Here is a 14336-nt window from a genome sequence, read left to right as displayed (position 1 = left end):
GGGTGCCTCGATCAGGCCGAGACCGCCGAGATGGAGTCGCGGGCGGCGTTGGCGACGGCCTCGGCCGTGACGCCGAACTCGGTGTAGATGCGCTGGTAGTCGGCCGAGGCGCCGTAGTGCTCGATGGAGACGATGCGGCCGTGGTCGCCGACCAACTCGCGCCAGCCGAGGGCGATGCCGGCCTCGACGCTCACCCGGGCCTTCACGTGCGGCGGGATGACCGTCTCGCGGTAGGACGCCTCCTGGTCGTCGTACCACTCGCGGCACGGCATCGAGACGACGCGCGCCTGCACACCGTCGGTGGCGAGCAACTCGCGCGCCTCGACGGCGAGCTGGAGCTCGGAACCGGTGCCGATGAGTACGACGTCGGGGATGCCCTCGGTGTCGAGCAGGACGTAGCCGCCGCGGCGGACGTTGCTGGTGTCGCTGTAGCCCTCGGTGTCGCGTGGGTAGACCGGCAGGTTCTGACGACTCAGGCACAGCCCGGCGGGCCGGTCGGTGTGCTCGAGGATCGCCGCCCAGGCAGCCACCGTCTCATTGGCGTCACCCGGCCGGACGACGTCGAGGCCGGGGATCGCCCGCAGCGCGGCGAGGTGCTCGATCGGCTGGTGCGTCGGTCCGTCCTCGCCCAGACCGATGGAGTCGTGGGTCCACACGTAGGTGACCGGCAGGCCCATGATCGAGGCCAGCCGGACCGACGGGCGCATGTAGTCGGAGAAGGTGAGGAATGTGCCACCGAACACACGGGTGCCGCCGTGCGCGGCGATGCCGTTCATGATCGCACCCATGGCGTGCTCGCGGATGCCGAAGTGCAGCACGCGGCCGGCGTACGGGTCGCCCTGGAACATCTTGGTGGAGCGGTCCTTCGGCAGGAACGACGGGACACCCTCGATGGTGGTGTTGTTGGAGCCGGCCAGGTCGGCCGAACCGCCCCACAGCTCGGGCATGCCGGGCGCAATCGCGTTGATGGTCTTGCCGGAGGCGACGCGGGTCGCGACGCCCTTCGGGTCGGCGTCGAAGGTCGGCAGCGCGTCGGCCCAGCCGGCCGGCAGGCTGCGGGTCTGCATCCGGTCGAAGAGCTCGGTGTCGGCAGACGGCTTGGTGGTCCAGTGCTTGAACTCGTCGTCCCACGCGGCCTGGGCGGCCTTGCCACGGGCCACGGCCTCGCGGGTGTGCTCGAGCACGCCCGCAGGCACCTCGAACGTCTGGTCGGGGTCGAAGCCCAGCACCTTCTTGGTGGCCGCGACCTCGTCGTCGCCGAGAGCGGAGCCGTGGCTCTTGCCGGTGTTCTGCAGGGTGGGCGCCGGCCACGCGATGATCGTGCGCAGCACGATGAAGCTGGGCCGGTCGGTGACCGACTCGGCCTTCTGGATCGCGGCGTACAGCGCGGGGACGTCCTCGGAGTACTTCGTCTCGTCGTGGGTCCAGTCGACGGTCTGCACGTGCCAGCCGTAGGCCTCGTAGCGCTGGGCGACGTCCTCGGCCAGTGCGATGTCGGTGTCGTCCTCGATGGAGATCCGGTTGGCGTCGTAGATCAGCGTGAGGTTGCCGAGCTGCTGCACCCCCGCGAGGGCGGAGGCCTCGGCGCTGACGCCTTCCTCGATGTCACCGTCGCTGCACAGCGCATAGATGTGGTGGTCGAAAGGCGAGGCGCCCTCGGCCGCGTTGGGGTCGAGCATGCCGCGCTCGCGGCGCGCGGCCATGGCCATGCCGACGGCGTTGCCGATGCCCTGGCCGAGCGGGCCTGTCGTGGTCTCGACGCCGGCCGTGTGGCCGTACTCCGGGTGACCGGGCGTCTTGCTGCCCCACGTGCGCAGCGCCTTGATGTCGTCGAGCTCGAGACCCCACCCGCCGAGGAACAGCTGCAGATAGAGGGTGAGCGACGAGTGGCCGCACGACAGCACGAACCGGTCGCGGCCGGGCCAGTGCGGGTCGGCGGGGTTGTGCCGCATCACCTTCTGGAACAGCAGGTACGCCGCCGGCGCCAGGCTCATGGCGGTACCGGGGTGGCCGTTGCCGACCTTCTGGACCGCGTCCATGGCGAGCACGCGGACAGTGTCGACGGCCTTCTGGTCGAGGTCGTTCCAGTCGAGCTTCGACGGGTTGGGGGTCACGGGGTTCCCTTCACGAACGGGTGGGGGCACGTCGAGGGCGAGCCTACTCAGGCACGGGTTTAGACTCGACCCGCGCCCTTCGGTACCCATTCATCTGTGAGGAACTCCGTGACCTACCTCGGCCAGTCGGCCTCCTCGGCCGCCGCTTCGGGCGACGAGGGCAGCAGTGGCCACGGCGACGGGGACATCACGTTCAGGGACGTCGTCGCGGCGTACGTCGGCCTCACCAAGCCGCGCGTCATCGAGCTGTTGCTGCTGACCACCGTGCCGGTGATGTTCTTCGCCGCTCGCGGCATCCCGTCACTCGGCCTTGTGGTCGCCACCGTCATCGGCGGCACCCTGAGCGCCGGCTCGGCGTCGGCCCTGAACTGTGTCTACGACCGCGACATCGACGAGCAGATGCGCCGCACCCGTCGACGGGCGCTTCCGCGCCACGTCGTCTCGCCGACGTCGGCGCTGGTGTTCGGCCTGGCCCTCGGCGTGCTCAGCACGGTGATCCTGGCGCTCTGGGTCAACCCGCTGTCGGCTGTGCTGGCGGTGGTGGCCAACGCCTTCTACGTGCTCGTCTACACGATGGTGCTCAAGCGCCGCACTACCCAGAACATCGTCTGGGGCGGGCTGGCGGGCTGCTTCCCGGCCCTGATCGGCTGGACCGCCGTGACCGGCGAGCTGGCCTGGACTCCCGTCGTACTCTTCCTGGTCGTCTTCTTCTGGACGCCGCCCCACACGTGGGCGCTGGCGCTGCGCTACCGCGAGGACTACGCCAACGTCTCCGTGCCGATGCTCCCGGTCGTGGCCCCGGCGCGCGAGGTCGGCCGGCAGATCGTCGTCTACAGCTGGGTGATGGTCGCGACCTCACTGCTGCTGTGGCCCGTGGCCGGCACCGGTCCGGTCTACCCGGTCGCCGCCGCGGTCCTCGGTGCGGCGTTCATCGTCGAGGCCTACCGCATGTGGGGCCGGGCGAAGACGTCGGAGAGCCTGTCGGTGATCGCGCCGATGCGCCTGTTCCACAGCTCCAACCTCTATCTCTCGCTTCTCTTCGTGGCGGTCGCACTCGACCCGCTGCTGACGCGCTGACTCCGCCAGCCAAGACCCGACCGGGCGGCAATGGGCTAGTCGGGTGGAAGCTTCATGTTTGAGACGTAACCACTCCGGGCATCTCTCGTTGTGCGGGTCGTCGTGACCTCCACGCTCGGGATGTCGGACACGACGTCTGTGCCGCACAAGTTCTGAAAATTTTACATACCGAATCCGGGGGGATTCCAGATGTCCGTGACGAGCGAACGGATCGAGGCCGGCAACGTCGCTACAGCGACTCGACCGACCCGGCCGCGAGTCAGCGTCGTGGTGCCCGCGCTCAACGAAGCGCGCAACCTCGAGCTGGTGCTACCTGCTTTACCATTCGTGCACGAAGTGATCCTTGTCGACGGCGGGTCCGTCGACGGCACCGTTGCAACCGCTCGCCGGTTGATGCCCGACATCCGGGTGATCCGGCAGCGCCGCCACGGCAAGGGCAACGCCCTCGCCGCCGGTTTCGCCGAGGTCACCGGCGACGTCGTGGTGACGTTCGACGCCAACGGCAGTGCCGACCCGCACGAGATCCCGCGGTTCGTCGCGGCCCTGGTTGATGGCGCCGACTTCGCGAAGGCCAGCCGACTACGCCGCCGGGGCAGCGCGTGGCCCGCCGGCATCACGAGCCGGGTGCTGGGCAAGGAGCTCAGCGATCTCTGCTACGGCTACAACGCCTTCTGGGCCGACCTGGCGCCGATGCTCGACCTGCCCGACCACGAGCTGCCCGCGCCGCGGCACGGCGAGATGCTGTGGGGTGACGGCTTCGAGATCGAGACGGTCATCAACTGCCGTTTCGCCGCTGCTGAGGCGGTCATCACCGAGGTGCCCGTCACCGGGGTGTCGAACGGCCAGGGTGTGGGCGCGTTCCACGTCGCACGCGCGGGCCTGCGTGTGCTGTGGACTCTGCTCAGGGAGCGGCGTCGGGTGCCCGTCACTCGGGCTGCGGTCGTCTCGTGACCGCACCGGCCCAGGCCGGAGCATCGCGTCGAGCCCGTCCACAGTGGCTGCTGCTCATGGCCGGGATTAGTGCCCTCGCCGTGGCCCTCGCGTCGATGGTCCTGAGCAGCCGGGTCGACTCGATCGAGCCGGCCGCGTCGCTCGCGAAGACGTCCTGTGCCCCGACCCGGTCGGAGCCCGGGCCGCTCGTCGATCTCGGCGTACGCGAAGTGGACCTGGGCGGGCTGCTCACGGAGGGGACCGTCGGTCGGCTCGTCGACCTCGCCGACCGGGCCGGCGCGTCGATCATCTCCACGAAGGTCTCGTGGCGCACCCTGCGGCCCGACCCGTCCGCGTCGTACGACTGGAGGGCCCTGGACAGCATCATCGACGCGGCCGGTGCCGCCGACAAACGAGTACGTCTCCAACTGGTGGGCATGCCCACCTGGGCGGTCACCGGCGCGGCACCGGACGCCACCTGGCGCCCGCCGCTCACCGACCAGGAGGTGGCCGCGTGGTCGGTGTTCGTCTCCGACGTGATGCTGCACGTGCGCGGCCGGGTCGACTACGTGGAGATCTGGGACGAGCCCAACGAGGCGACCCGCTGGTCGTCGGGACCTGATCCGCGCGCGTTCTCCGCGCTGCTCCAGGCTTCCTATCCCGTGGTCAAGCGCATCGACCCCGACGTCGTGGTGATCTCGGGTGGCCTCAGCAACAACGACCTCGGATATCTCACCGCCCTCTACCAGGCGCTGGACGACTCACCGGGGGAGCGCCGGCCATTCGACATGCTCGGGCTGCGGGCTGCATCCCTCCACCGGCACTCGCCCTCCGAGCGCGGGGGACCCGAACGGCTCCTACGACCGCTACCCGTTCGGTGAGTATGACCAGACGTTCGCGGGCTTCCGGCGGATGCACGACCTGATGGGTGACCACGGAGACGGTGAGAAGGACATCTACATCGGGGAGCTCGGCTACTCCGCGGCGCCGGGGCCGGTGTCGCAGCCGGTCGACGACGCGACCCGCGCCCGCTACCTCACCGAGACCATGGAGTCGACGACGTGCACGCCGTACGTCTTCGTCCTGTCGTGGCAGCTCCATCCGACCGCCGGCGCACCGGCGGCCTGGACCATGCTCGACCCGGCGCTCCGCCCGACCCAGACCTACGATGCACTCGTGGCCTGGTCACAACGGGTCGACGCCGTCAGGGCCGACTGAGGACGGTCGGTTTGACGCTGCGCCAGCGCGCGGAGAGCACCGCCCACGTGACGCTGGCCGACAGTACGGCCGCGCCGAGCATGTGGAGGGCGACCAGCGCCTCGGGCAGGTCGAGGGAGTACTGCGCGAACCCGACCAGGCCCTGCGCCAGCTCGATCACCAGCAGCAGCCCGGCGGCGCGTGACACGCGTTCGTCGCTGGTGCGGTGGGCCAGCGCGAGCAGGCCGATGGTGAGCGCCACCAGAACGTAGACAGCTGACGCGTGCACGTGCGACAGCACCTGCGGGTCGAGTCCGGTACGACGCGAGTCGGTGTCGCCGCTGTGCGGACCGCTGCCCGTCACGACCGTGCCGAGATAGAGCACGACCCATGCGGTGGCGAACACCAGCCAGCCCAGCCTGGCGGTGCGGGTGTCGGCAGCTCTGCGCCCCGGCCCCCGCAACGCGTCGACCAGGACCACGCAGACCCCGATGATCGCCATCGACACCATCAGGTGGAGCGAGACGATCCACGGGTTGAGCTCGGTGAGGACGGTGACGCCGCCGAGGAGGGCCTGGGCCGGGATGCCGAGAGCCACGAGTGTCGAGAGCCGGACCGCACGCCGGTGCCCGGCTCCGATCGCCGACAGCAGGCACAGGATCGCGACCGCGACGAGCACCCAGGTGAGCATCCGGTTGCCGAACTCGATGGCGCCGTTGATGCCCAGCTCGCCGTGCGGGACGTAGGACCCCTCGGTGCACTTCGGCCACGTCGGGCAGCCCAGGCCGGAGCCGGTCAGCCGGACGGCGCCACCCGTGACGACGATGCCGATGTTGACCACCAGGTTCGCCACGGCCAGCGGCCACAGGAAGCGCGCCAGCGGCCTGGCGAGACGGTCGATCAGGGCTGGCACTGCGTCACTCCCAGGAGAAGGTGGTCGCGGTCAGGACTGTGCCGACGGCCGTCCAGGCGAGCAGCACGATCATCGCCCGGCCGTCCAGGGCGCCGTCGATCAGGGCGGCCCGCATCGCCTCGCCCAGCGCGCCACTCGGCAGCCACTCGGCGACCTGGCCGAAGCCGCCGTACGACGTGGCGGGGATGACCACCGCGCCGCCGGCCATCAGCAGCAGGTAGACGAGGTTGGCGGCCGCGAGCGTGGCCTCTGCCCGCAGCACCCCGGCGACGAACAGCCCGAGCGATGCGAAGGCGGCGGTGCCGAGCAGCATCGCCAGCGCAGCGGGTGGGGCGACATCCAAGACACCAGCGGACGACGGCTGCCAGTCGAGCAGCGTGGCAGCGACCACGATCACCACGACCTGCAACCCCTCGACGACCAGGAGCGCGAGGATCTTGCCGAGCAGCAGGCCGTGCCGGGGGAGCGGGGAGGCGCCGAGGCGCTTGATCACGCCGTACCTGCGCTCGAAGCCGGTCGCGATCGCCAGCGACGTGAACGCCGTCGACATCACGGCCAGCGCCAGCACACCCGGGGTGAGTACGTCGATCGGCCGGTGGTCGAGGTCGAGGCCGACCCGGTCGACGGCCAGCACCCCACCGATGAGCACGAGCAGCGGGATGACCACGGCCAGCAGCAGCTGCTCGCCGTTGCGCAGCATCAGCCGCGCCTCCATGCGTGCCTGCGAGAACACCTGCCGACGCAGCGGTGCCGCACCGGGTGAGGGGGTCAGGTCCAGGCTCACGGGCGCAGCCCCCGACCGGTCAGCTCGACGAAGACGTCCTCGAGGTTGCGCTGGCCCAGGGTCAGCGACTCGGGCAGCACGTCGTGCTGCTCGCACCAGCGCGACACGATGCCGAGGGTGGTCGAGTCGGCGGGGCCGGTGACGACCAGGCTGAACTCGTCGAGCTGGGTGACGACGGCGTTCGGTCCGAGCGCGGCACCCAGAGACTCGGGCGCACCTTCGGGGAACGGGCGGGTGACGACCAGGCGGATGGTGGCGTTGCCGCCGCCGCCTCGGGTCAGCTCGAGCGGCGTGCCCGAGATGAGCAGCCTTCCGTGGTCGATGATGTGGATGCGATCGGCGAGGCGCTCTGCCTCGTCCATCAGGTGAGTGGTCAGCACCACGGTCGCCCCGGCGGCGCGGAGGTCGGTGAGCAGCTCCCACGTCGCGCGCCGGGCGTGTGGGTCCATCCCGGCGGTGGGCTCGTCGACGAACACCAGCTCGGGGCGCCCGACCACCGCCATCGCCAGCCCGAGACGCTGCTGCTGCCCGCCGGAGAGACGCCGGTACGGCGTCCTGCCGCACTCGCCGAGACCGAGCCGTTCGGCCAGCGCGTCGACGTCGTGGGGATGTGCGTGCAGGCTCGCGATGTGGTGCAGCATCTCCATCGCCCGGGCGCCCGACCAGGCGCCGGCGCCCTGCAGCATCACGCCGAGGCGGGGCAGCAGCTCGCGCCGGTCGCGACGCGGGTCGAGGCCCAGCACCGTGACGCTGCCCTGCTGCGGTGTGCGGTAGCCCTCGCACGTCTCCAGGGTGGTCGTCTTGCCGGCGCCGTTCGGCCCAAGGACGGCCGTTATCGTGCCCCGCTCGACGCCCATGGTCAGACCGTCGACGGCAACCTTGTCGCCGTACCGCATGACCAGACCGTCGACACTGACGGCGAGGTCGGACGGGCGGTCAGGCACGCGGTGAGTGTAGTAATCCGGTTCCGCAATGTCGGTGGCCACCCCTACGCTCGCGACCATGACTCCCACCCCGGCCATCGAGGCCGACAACCTTGTCAAACACTTCGACGACAAGGTGGCGGTCGACGGGGTCAGCTTCTCGGTGCCCGAGGGCAGCGTGCTGGGCCTTTTGGGGCCTAACGGTGCCGGCAAGACCACCACCGTGCGCATGATGACGACGCTCTCGAAGCCCACGAGTGGCACCGCCCGCGTCGCCGGTCACGACGTCATCCAGGATCCCCGCGCCGTACGCCGCAGCATGGGGCTGACCGGTCAGGCCGCGACCGTCGACGAGCTGTTGACGGGGCGCGAGAACATCCGCCTCATCGGCGGGCTCTACGGCCTGTCGTCGAGCTACATCAAGCGCGCGGGCGACGACCTGCTCGAGCGCTTCTCGCTCACCGACGCCGGTGACCGCATCGTCAAGACCTACTCCGGCGGCATGCGTCGCCGGCTCGACCTCGCCGTCAGCCTGGTGGCGACCCCGCCGGTGCTGTTCCTCGACGAACCGACCACCGGCCTCGACCCCCGCAGCCGGGTCGAGCTGTGGGACGTGCTGCGCGGGCTGGTTCGCGACGGGACCACTCTGCTGCTCACGACGCAGTATCTCGAGGAGGCCGACCAGCTGGCCGACCAGATCGTGGTGATCGACCATGGCTTGGTCATCGAGCAGGGCACCGCGTTCGAGCTCAAGAACCGCTCCGGGCAGTCGGCTGTCGTGGTGACCGTCTCCGACGCCTCCGACCTGCCCCGGGCTGAGGTGCTGTTGCGTCAGGTGGTCGACGAGGTGCACATCGACGAGGGCGCCCGTCAGCTCACGGCACCGGCCGACGGCCTGCGGGCCATGACCCGGATCGCCGGCATCTTCGACGACAGCGACATCGAGCTCGACGACCTCGGGCTGAAGCGGCCGAGTCTCGACGACGTCTTCCTCCGCCTCACCGGCCACCGCGCCGAGGAGACCACCGAGCAGACCGAGGAGGTCGCCTCGTGACCACCCAGATCGAACGCCCCGAGATCCGCGACACCGGGCTGCTGCGCCAGTCGCTGACGATCACCCGGCGCAATCTCATCCACATCAAGCGGATGCCCGAGATGCTGCTCGACGTCACCATCCAGCCGGTGATGTTTGTGCTGCTGTTCGCCTTCGTCTTCGGCGGCTCCATCGCCGTGGCCGGTTCGCCGGCGGGCTACCGCGAGTGGCTGATGGCCGGGATCATGGGCCAGACGATCGCGTTCGCGTCGTTCATCGTGGCCGTGGGTCTCACGGCCGACATCGACAAGGGCATCGTCGACCGGATGCGCTCCCTTCCCATCAACCCCGCCGCTGTGCTGGTCGGGCGCAGCATCTCCAGCCTGCTGCACTCCAGCATCGGCATCGTGATCATGTCCTTCACGGGACTGGCCATCGGCTGGCGCATCCGGGGCAGCTTCTTCGACGCCGTGCTGGCCTACCTGCTGCTGCTCCTGTGGGGCTTCGCGATGATCTGGCTCGGTATCCTCGTCGGCTCGGCCATGCGTTCGGTCGAGGCGGTCAACGGGTTGATGTTCGCCACCATGTTCCCGATCACGTTCCTGGCCAACACGTTCGCGCCGACCGACAACATGCCCGCGGTGCTACGCACCATCGCCGAGTGGAACCCCATCTCGTCGCTCGTGCAGGCCGTCCGCGAGCTGTGGGGCAACGCCCTGCCCGCGCCCGACGACGCAGCCCTGCCCCTCCAGCACCCGGTGCTCACCACGCTGGTCTGGACGGTCGTGCTCATCGCCGTGCTTGCTCCGCTGGCCCTGCGTGCGTTCCAGCGGCGTACGGCGACCTGAGGGCCCGATCAGGTGAGGGGAGCCTTACTTGAATCCTCGGAATCATTAACGGCACACTGATGTTGTGGAATTCGTGGAACGACACCAGGACGAGCCGACGCGCCAGCGCGTGGCACGGTCGATCCTGGACAACGGACCCTCCACCGCAGCCGCCCTGGCCGAGCGTCTCGACCTGACTCCGGCCGCCGTGCGCCGCCACCTCGACCACCTGGTCGAGGAGGGTGCGGTCACGGCCGCCGAGCAGCGCATCTACGGCGCACGCGGGCGCGGTCGACCGGCCAAGGTGTTCGCACTGACCGATGACGGCCGCGACGAGTTCGACCAGCAGTACGACGACCTGGCGCTCGACGCCCTGCGCTACCTCGCCGAGGCCGCGGGCGACGACGCCGTGATGGAGTTCGCCCGTCGCCGGGTGGCCTTCATCGAGCGCGACTGCGAGCGACTGCTCGCCGACCAGCCCGACCTGTCGCCGGCGCACGCGCTGGCCCAGGTGCTCACCACCGGTGGCTACGCGGCCACCATCCGTGAGCTTCCCGTCGTTGGCCCAGGATCTGGGGAGCAGCTGTGCCAGCAGCACTGCCCGGTCTCCCACGTCGCCCATGAGTTTCCGCAGCTGTGCGAAGCCGAGACCGAGGCCATCGGCCGCGTGCTCGGCACCCACGTCCAGCGGCTAGCCACGATCGCCCACGGCGACGGCGTGTGCACGACCTGCATCCCGAGTGTTTCAACCGAGAAGGAGAAGCGATGACCTCCATCGAAGAGCTCAACCCCGAACTGAAGGGCATCGGCCGTTACCAGTTCGGCTGGAGCGACAGCGATGACGCGGGCGCGACCGCGAAGCGTGGACTCAACGAGGACGTCGTACGCGACATCTCCGGCAAGAAGGACGAGCCGCAGTGGATGCTCGACCTGCGTCTGAAGGGCCTCAAGCTCTTCCACCGCAAGCCGATGCCGACCTGGGGCTCCGACCTGTCGACGATCGACTTCGACAACATCAAGTACTTCGTCCGCTCCAGCGAGAAGCAGGCCACTTCGTGGGAGGACCTGCCCGAGGACATCAAGAACACCTACGACCGTCTCGGCATCCCCGAGGCCGAGAAGCAGCGCCTCGTCGCGGGCGTCGCGGCCCAGTACGAGTCGGAGGTCGTCTACCACTCGATCCGTGAGGACCTCGAGGAGCAGGGCGTCCTCTTCCTCGACACCGACACCGCGCTCCGCGAGCAGCCCGAGCTGTTCCAGGAGTACTTCGGCACGGTCATCCCGGTCGGCGACAACAAGTTCGCCGCGCTCAACACCTCGGTGTGGTCGGGCGGGTCGTTCATCTACGTGCCGAAGGGTGTGCACGTCGACATCCCGCTGCAGGCCTACTTCCGCATCAACACCGAGAACATGGGCCAGTTCGAGCGCACGCTGATCATCGTCGACGAGGACGCCTACGTGCACTACGTCGAGGGCTGCACCGCGCCGATCTACTCGTCGGACTCGCTGCACTCCGCAGTCGTGGAGATCATCGTGAAGAAGGGCGGCCGCTGCCGCTACACGACCATCCAGAACTGGTCGAACAACGTCTACAACCTCGTGACCAAGCGCGCCACGTGCGAGGCCGGCGCCACGATGGAGTGGGTCGACGGCAACATCGGATCCAAGGTGACGATGAAGTACCCCGCCATCTACCTGATGGGCGAGCACGCCAAGGGGGAGACGCTCTCGATCGCGTTCGCGGGCGAGGGCCAGCACCAGGACGCCGGCGCCAAGATGGTGCACGCGGCGCCCAACACGTCCAGCTCCATCTTGTCCAAGTCCGTCGCGCGCGGCGGCGGCCGGACGTCGTACCGCGGGCTGATCCAGATCAACGAGGGCGCGCACGGCTCGAAGTCCAACGTGCTGTGTGACGCGCTGCTGGTCGACCAGATCAGCCGCAGCGACACCTACCCGTACGTCGACATCCGCGAGGACGACGTGTCCATGGGCCACGAGGCGAGCGTCTCGAAGGTCTCCGATGACCAGCTCTTCTACCTCATGTCGCGCGGCATGGAGCAGGACGAGGCGATGGCGATGATCGTGCGCGGCTTCGTCGAGCCGATCGCCAAGGAGCTGCCTATGGAGTACGCCCTGGAGCTCAACCGACTGATCGAACTGCAGATGGAGGGTGCTGTCGGATGACGGCGACTGTTGAGAGCGTCCGCGACGCACTGGAGATGACCCAAGACACGACGGGGTCGTCGAAGGTCGAGTCGCACCTGCACCCGGAGGGGTCCTTCGACGTCTCCGACCACCCGGTGCCGACGGGACGCGAAGAGACCTGGCGGTTCTCACCGCTCAAGCGACTGCGTGACCTGCACGGCGAGGCCGTCTTCAACGCCAGCACGACAGCGTGCACCTGGAACGCCCCCGAGGGTCTCCGGGTCGCGACGGTCGAGGGCGACGAGGCCCGTGGCCTGCGCGGCATCAGCGGGCTCGTGCCCGACAGTCGCTTCGCCGCGCGCGTGCTGGCCGAGGTGCCCAGCACCCTGCTGGTCGACGTACCCGCCGACGCCGACGTGACCGAGCCGGTCATCGTCGAACTCAGCGGCGGCGACGCCACCAACACCGAGGCCGGCCACGTGGCGCTGCGCTTCGGCCGACACTCGCGGGCCACCGTCGTGCTCAACCACACCGGCAGCGCCGCGCTGGCGCAGGTCGTGGAGGTGCAGGTCGGTGACGGTGCGCAGGTGACGGTCGTGTCGATCCAGGACTGGGCCGACGACGCCGTGCACCTCACGCACACGCAGGCGGTCGTGGGTCGCGACGCGTTGTACAAGCACGCGGCCATCTCGTTCGGCGGCGACGTCGTACGCATGGATGCCAACGTGACGTACGACGGCCCCGGCGGCTCCGCGGAGCTGCTCGGCCTCTACTTCGCCGACGCCGGTCAGCACATCGAGCACCGGCTCTTCGCCGACCACAACGCGCCGCACACCAAGAGCAACGTGTCCTACAAGGGCGCGCTGCAGGGCCAGAAGGCGCACACCGTGTGGGTCGGCAACGTGCTGATCCGCAAGGTCGCCGAAGGCATCGAGACCTACGAGGAGAACCGCAACCTGGTGCTCACCGACGGCTGCCAGGCCGACTCGGTGCCCAACCTCGAGATCGAGACCGGCGAGATCGCGGGCGCCGGCCACGCGTCGGCCACCGGCCGGTTCGACGACAACCAGCTCTTCTACCTCCGCTCCCGCGGGATCGAGGAGGACGAGGCTCGCCGCCTGGTCGTGCTCGGCTTCTTCAACGACCTGATCCGCAAGATCGGCGTGGCGGAGATCGAGGAGCGGCTCGTCGCCACTGTGGAGGCGGAGCTCGCCAAGAACGTCATCGGGAAGCACTTCTGATGGGGTTCGCGCGCGCCTGCGCCCTGGCCGACATCCGTGAGGACGAGGCGCTCGGCGTGACGATCGAGGGCCAGGACGTCGCCGTGGCTCGCCACGGCGACGAGGTCTTCGCGGTCGAGGACCTCTGCAGCCACGCGGCCGTGGCCCTGTCGGAGGGCGAGGTCGACGACTGCACGATCGAATGCTGGCTGCACGGGTCGCGGTTCGATCTGCGCACCGGCAAGCCGACCAGCTTTCCCGCCACGGAAGCCGTGGCCACCTTCCCTGTCGACGTCCGAGGCGATGACGTCTACGTCGACATCCAGTCCACCCTGAATGGAGTAGTACCCGCATGAGCATCCTGGAGATCACCGACCTGCACGTCTCGGTCGACACCGAGGACGGCCCCAAGGAGATCCTGAAGGGCGTCACGCTGACCATCAAGGACGGCGAGACACACGCGATCATGGGCCCCAACGGCTCGGGCAAGTCCACGCTGGCCTACTCGATCGCCGGCCACCCCAAGTACACCGTCACCGGCGGCACCGTCACCCTCGACGGTCAGGACGTCCTCGCGATGTCTGTCGACGAGCGGGCGCGGGCCGGGCTCTTCCTGGCCATGCAGTACCCCGTCGAGGTGCCCGGCGTCTCGGTGTCCAACTTCCTGCGCACGGCAAAGACCGCCATCGACGGCGAGGCGCCCAAGCTGCGCACCTGGGTCAAGGACGTCAACGCCACGCTGGCGGCGCTGGACCTCGACCCGACCTTCGCGTCCCGGTCGGTCAACGAGGGGTTCTCGGGTGGCGAGAAGAAGCGCCACGAGATCGCCCAGCTCGAGCTGCTCGACCCCAAGGTCGCCGTACTCGACGAGACCGACTCCGGCCTCGACATCGACGCGCTCAAGGTCGTGTCCGACGGCGTCAACCGCTTCGCCTCGAAGGGTGACAAGGGCGTCCTGCTGATCACCCACTACACGCGGGTGCTGCGCTACATCAAGCCCGACCAAGTGCACGTCTTCGTCGACGGCAAGATCGCCGAGCAGGGTGGGCCCGAGCTGGCCGACCAGCTGGAAGCCGAGGGCTACGACAAGTACACCAAGGTCCGAGCGTAGCGAGGAGGTTGAGGTGCGAGGCGCGCCAGCGCCGAGCCTCGAAACCCAGCCACGACCGTCTC

Annotated in this window: 15 protein-coding genes; 11 read left to right on the top strand and 4 right to left on the bottom strand. The window is 69.2% G+C overall.

All coding sequences use genetic code 11. The features are described 5' to 3' along the window. Window positions 1–11: 11 nt before the first annotated feature. Window positions 12–2114 carry a transketolase gene (gene tkt / locus H4Q84_RS03185; protein WP_282580305.1) on the bottom strand — a complete coding sequence of 701 codons (2103 nt, stop codon included), beginning with the start codon at window positions 2112–2114 and terminating at the stop codon, window positions 12–14. 186 nt (window positions 2115–2300) lie between these two features. On the opposite strand from tkt, the gene H4Q84_RS03180 reads away from it, so the two are divergent. The 4 genes from H4Q84_RS03180 to H4Q84_RS03165 all read left to right on the top strand — a co-directional run bounded on the left by H4Q84_RS03180 (window position 2301) and on the right by H4Q84_RS03165 (window position 5339). Continuing rightward, the gene (locus H4Q84_RS03180; RefSeq protein WP_248583598.1) at window positions 2301–3191 is read left to right on the top strand and encodes a heme o synthase; all 891 of its coding nucleotides are present in this window, start codon (window positions 2301–2303) and stop codon (window positions 3189–3191) included. Between the two features lie 189 nt (window positions 3192–3380). Beyond that, window positions 3381–4142 (top strand): glycosyltransferase family 2 protein, encoded by a 762-nt coding sequence (locus tag H4Q84_RS03175; RefSeq protein WP_248581959.1) that lies wholly within the window; start codon window positions 3381–3383, stop codon window positions 4140–4142. Window positions 4143–4198: 56 nt separating this feature from the next. Beyond that, the gene (locus H4Q84_RS03170; protein ID WP_248581958.1) at window positions 4199–5002 is read left to right on the top strand and encodes a hypothetical protein; all 804 of its coding nucleotides are present in this window, start codon (window positions 4199–4201) and stop codon (window positions 5000–5002) included. 43 nt (window positions 5003–5045) lie between these two features. Beyond that, window positions 5046–5339, top strand: coding sequence for a hypothetical protein (locus H4Q84_RS03165; RefSeq protein WP_248581957.1), 294 nt, complete (start codon window positions 5046–5048; stop codon window positions 5337–5339). Here the strand turns inward: H4Q84_RS03165 and H4Q84_RS03160 are convergent. From H4Q84_RS03160 to H4Q84_RS03150, 3 genes are read right to left on the bottom strand one after another with little or no spacing between them, the layout of a single operon-like run. After that, complete coding sequence (locus tag H4Q84_RS03160) at window positions 5326–6231, bottom strand: COX15/CtaA family protein (RefSeq protein WP_248581956.1); 906 nt, start codon at window positions 6229–6231, stop codon at window positions 5326–5328. The genes H4Q84_RS03165 and H4Q84_RS03160 overlap by 14 nt on opposite strands. A gap of 4 nt (window positions 6232–6235) precedes the next feature. Beyond that, window positions 6236–7015 (bottom strand): ABC transporter permease, encoded by a 780-nt coding sequence (locus H4Q84_RS03155; protein WP_248581955.1) that lies wholly within the window; start codon window positions 7013–7015, stop codon window positions 6236–6238. Then, window positions 7012–7959, bottom strand: a complete 948-nt coding sequence (locus H4Q84_RS03150) for an ABC transporter ATP-binding protein (RefSeq protein ID WP_248581954.1) — start codon at window positions 7957–7959, stop codon at window positions 7012–7014. The genes H4Q84_RS03155 and H4Q84_RS03150 overlap by 4 nt, the downstream gene beginning before the upstream one ends. Window positions 7960–8017: 58 nt before the next feature. Here H4Q84_RS03150 and H4Q84_RS03145 point away from each other — a divergent pair, with 58 nt between their 5' ends. The 7 genes from H4Q84_RS03145 (at window position 8018) to sufC (ending at window position 14274) form a co-directional block, all read left to right on the top strand. After that, on the top strand, window positions 8018–8992 hold the full coding sequence (locus H4Q84_RS03145; RefSeq protein WP_248581953.1) for an ATP-binding cassette domain-containing protein: 975 nt from the start codon (window positions 8018–8020) through the stop codon (window positions 8990–8992). Further along, window positions 8989–9819 carry an ABC transporter permease gene (locus H4Q84_RS03140; protein ID WP_248581952.1) on the top strand — a complete coding sequence of 277 codons (831 nt, stop codon included), beginning with the start codon at window positions 8989–8991 and terminating at the stop codon, window positions 9817–9819. The genes H4Q84_RS03145 and H4Q84_RS03140 overlap by 4 nt, the downstream gene beginning before the upstream one ends. Before the next feature lie 73 nt (window positions 9820–9892). Continuing rightward, window positions 9893–10567, top strand: coding sequence for a helix-turn-helix domain-containing protein (locus tag H4Q84_RS03135; RefSeq protein ID WP_248581951.1), 675 nt, complete (start codon window positions 9893–9895; stop codon window positions 10565–10567). Then, window positions 10564–11982 (top strand): Fe-S cluster assembly protein SufB, encoded by a 1419-nt coding sequence (gene sufB / locus H4Q84_RS03130; RefSeq protein ID WP_248581950.1) that lies wholly within the window; start codon window positions 10564–10566, stop codon window positions 11980–11982. The genes H4Q84_RS03135 and sufB overlap by 4 nt, the downstream gene beginning before the upstream one ends. Continuing rightward, window positions 11979–13184 (top strand): Fe-S cluster assembly protein SufD, encoded by a 1206-nt coding sequence (sufD, locus tag H4Q84_RS03125; protein WP_248581949.1) that lies wholly within the window; start codon window positions 11979–11981, stop codon window positions 13182–13184. Before sufB ends, sufD begins: the two co-directional genes overlap by 4 nt. After that, entirely contained in the window at window positions 13184–13519 is a 336-nt protein-coding gene (locus tag H4Q84_RS03120) for a non-heme iron oxygenase ferredoxin subunit (protein ID WP_248581948.1), read from the top strand. The genes sufD and H4Q84_RS03120 overlap by 1 nt, the downstream gene beginning before the upstream one ends. Beyond that, on the top strand, window positions 13516–14274 hold the full coding sequence (gene sufC, locus H4Q84_RS03115; RefSeq protein WP_248581947.1) for a Fe-S cluster assembly ATPase SufC: 759 nt from the start codon (window positions 13516–13518) through the stop codon (window positions 14272–14274). Before H4Q84_RS03120 ends, sufC begins: the two co-directional genes overlap by 4 nt. The last annotated feature ends 62 nt before the right edge of the window (window positions 14275–14336 follow it).

Source organism: Nocardioides sp. InS609-2 (genome assembly GCF_023208195.1).
In the GTDB taxonomy this organism is placed as follows: domain Bacteria; phylum Actinomycetota; class Actinomycetes; order Propionibacteriales; family Nocardioidaceae; genus Nocardioides.
The sequence above is the reverse complement of the archived record's forward strand: the minus strand, read 5'-3'. Positions and strand labels throughout refer to the sequence as shown.

Bases quoted from the DNA above. Each gene is read 5' to 3' on its own strand.
- H4Q84_RS03165 (WP_248581957.1), top strand. From the start codon at position 5,046: ATGGGTGACCACGGAGACGGTGAGAAGGACATCTACATCGGGGAGCTC.
- H4Q84_RS03120 (WP_248581948.1), top strand. From the start codon at position 13,184: ATGGGGTTCGCGCGCGCCTGCGCCCTGGCCGACATCCGTGAGGACGAG.
- sufC (WP_248581947.1), top strand. From the start codon at position 13,516: ATGAGCATCCTGGAGATCACCGACCTGCACGTCTCGGTCGACACCGAG.
- sufB (WP_248581950.1), top strand. From the start codon at position 10,564: ATGACCTCCATCGAAGAGCTCAACCCCGAACTGAAGGGCATCGGCCGT.
- sufD (WP_248581949.1), top strand. From the start codon at position 11,979: ATGACGGCGACTGTTGAGAGCGTCCGCGACGCACTGGAGATGACCCAA.
- H4Q84_RS03145 (WP_248581953.1), top strand. From the start codon at position 8,018: ATGACTCCCACCCCGGCCATCGAGGCCGACAACCTTGTCAAACACTTC.
- H4Q84_RS03175 (WP_248581959.1), top strand. From the start codon at position 3,381: ATGTCCGTGACGAGCGAACGGATCGAGGCCGGCAACGTCGCTACAGCG.
- H4Q84_RS03170 (WP_248581958.1), top strand. From the start codon at position 4,199: ATGGCCGGGATTAGTGCCCTCGCCGTGGCCCTCGCGTCGATGGTCCTG.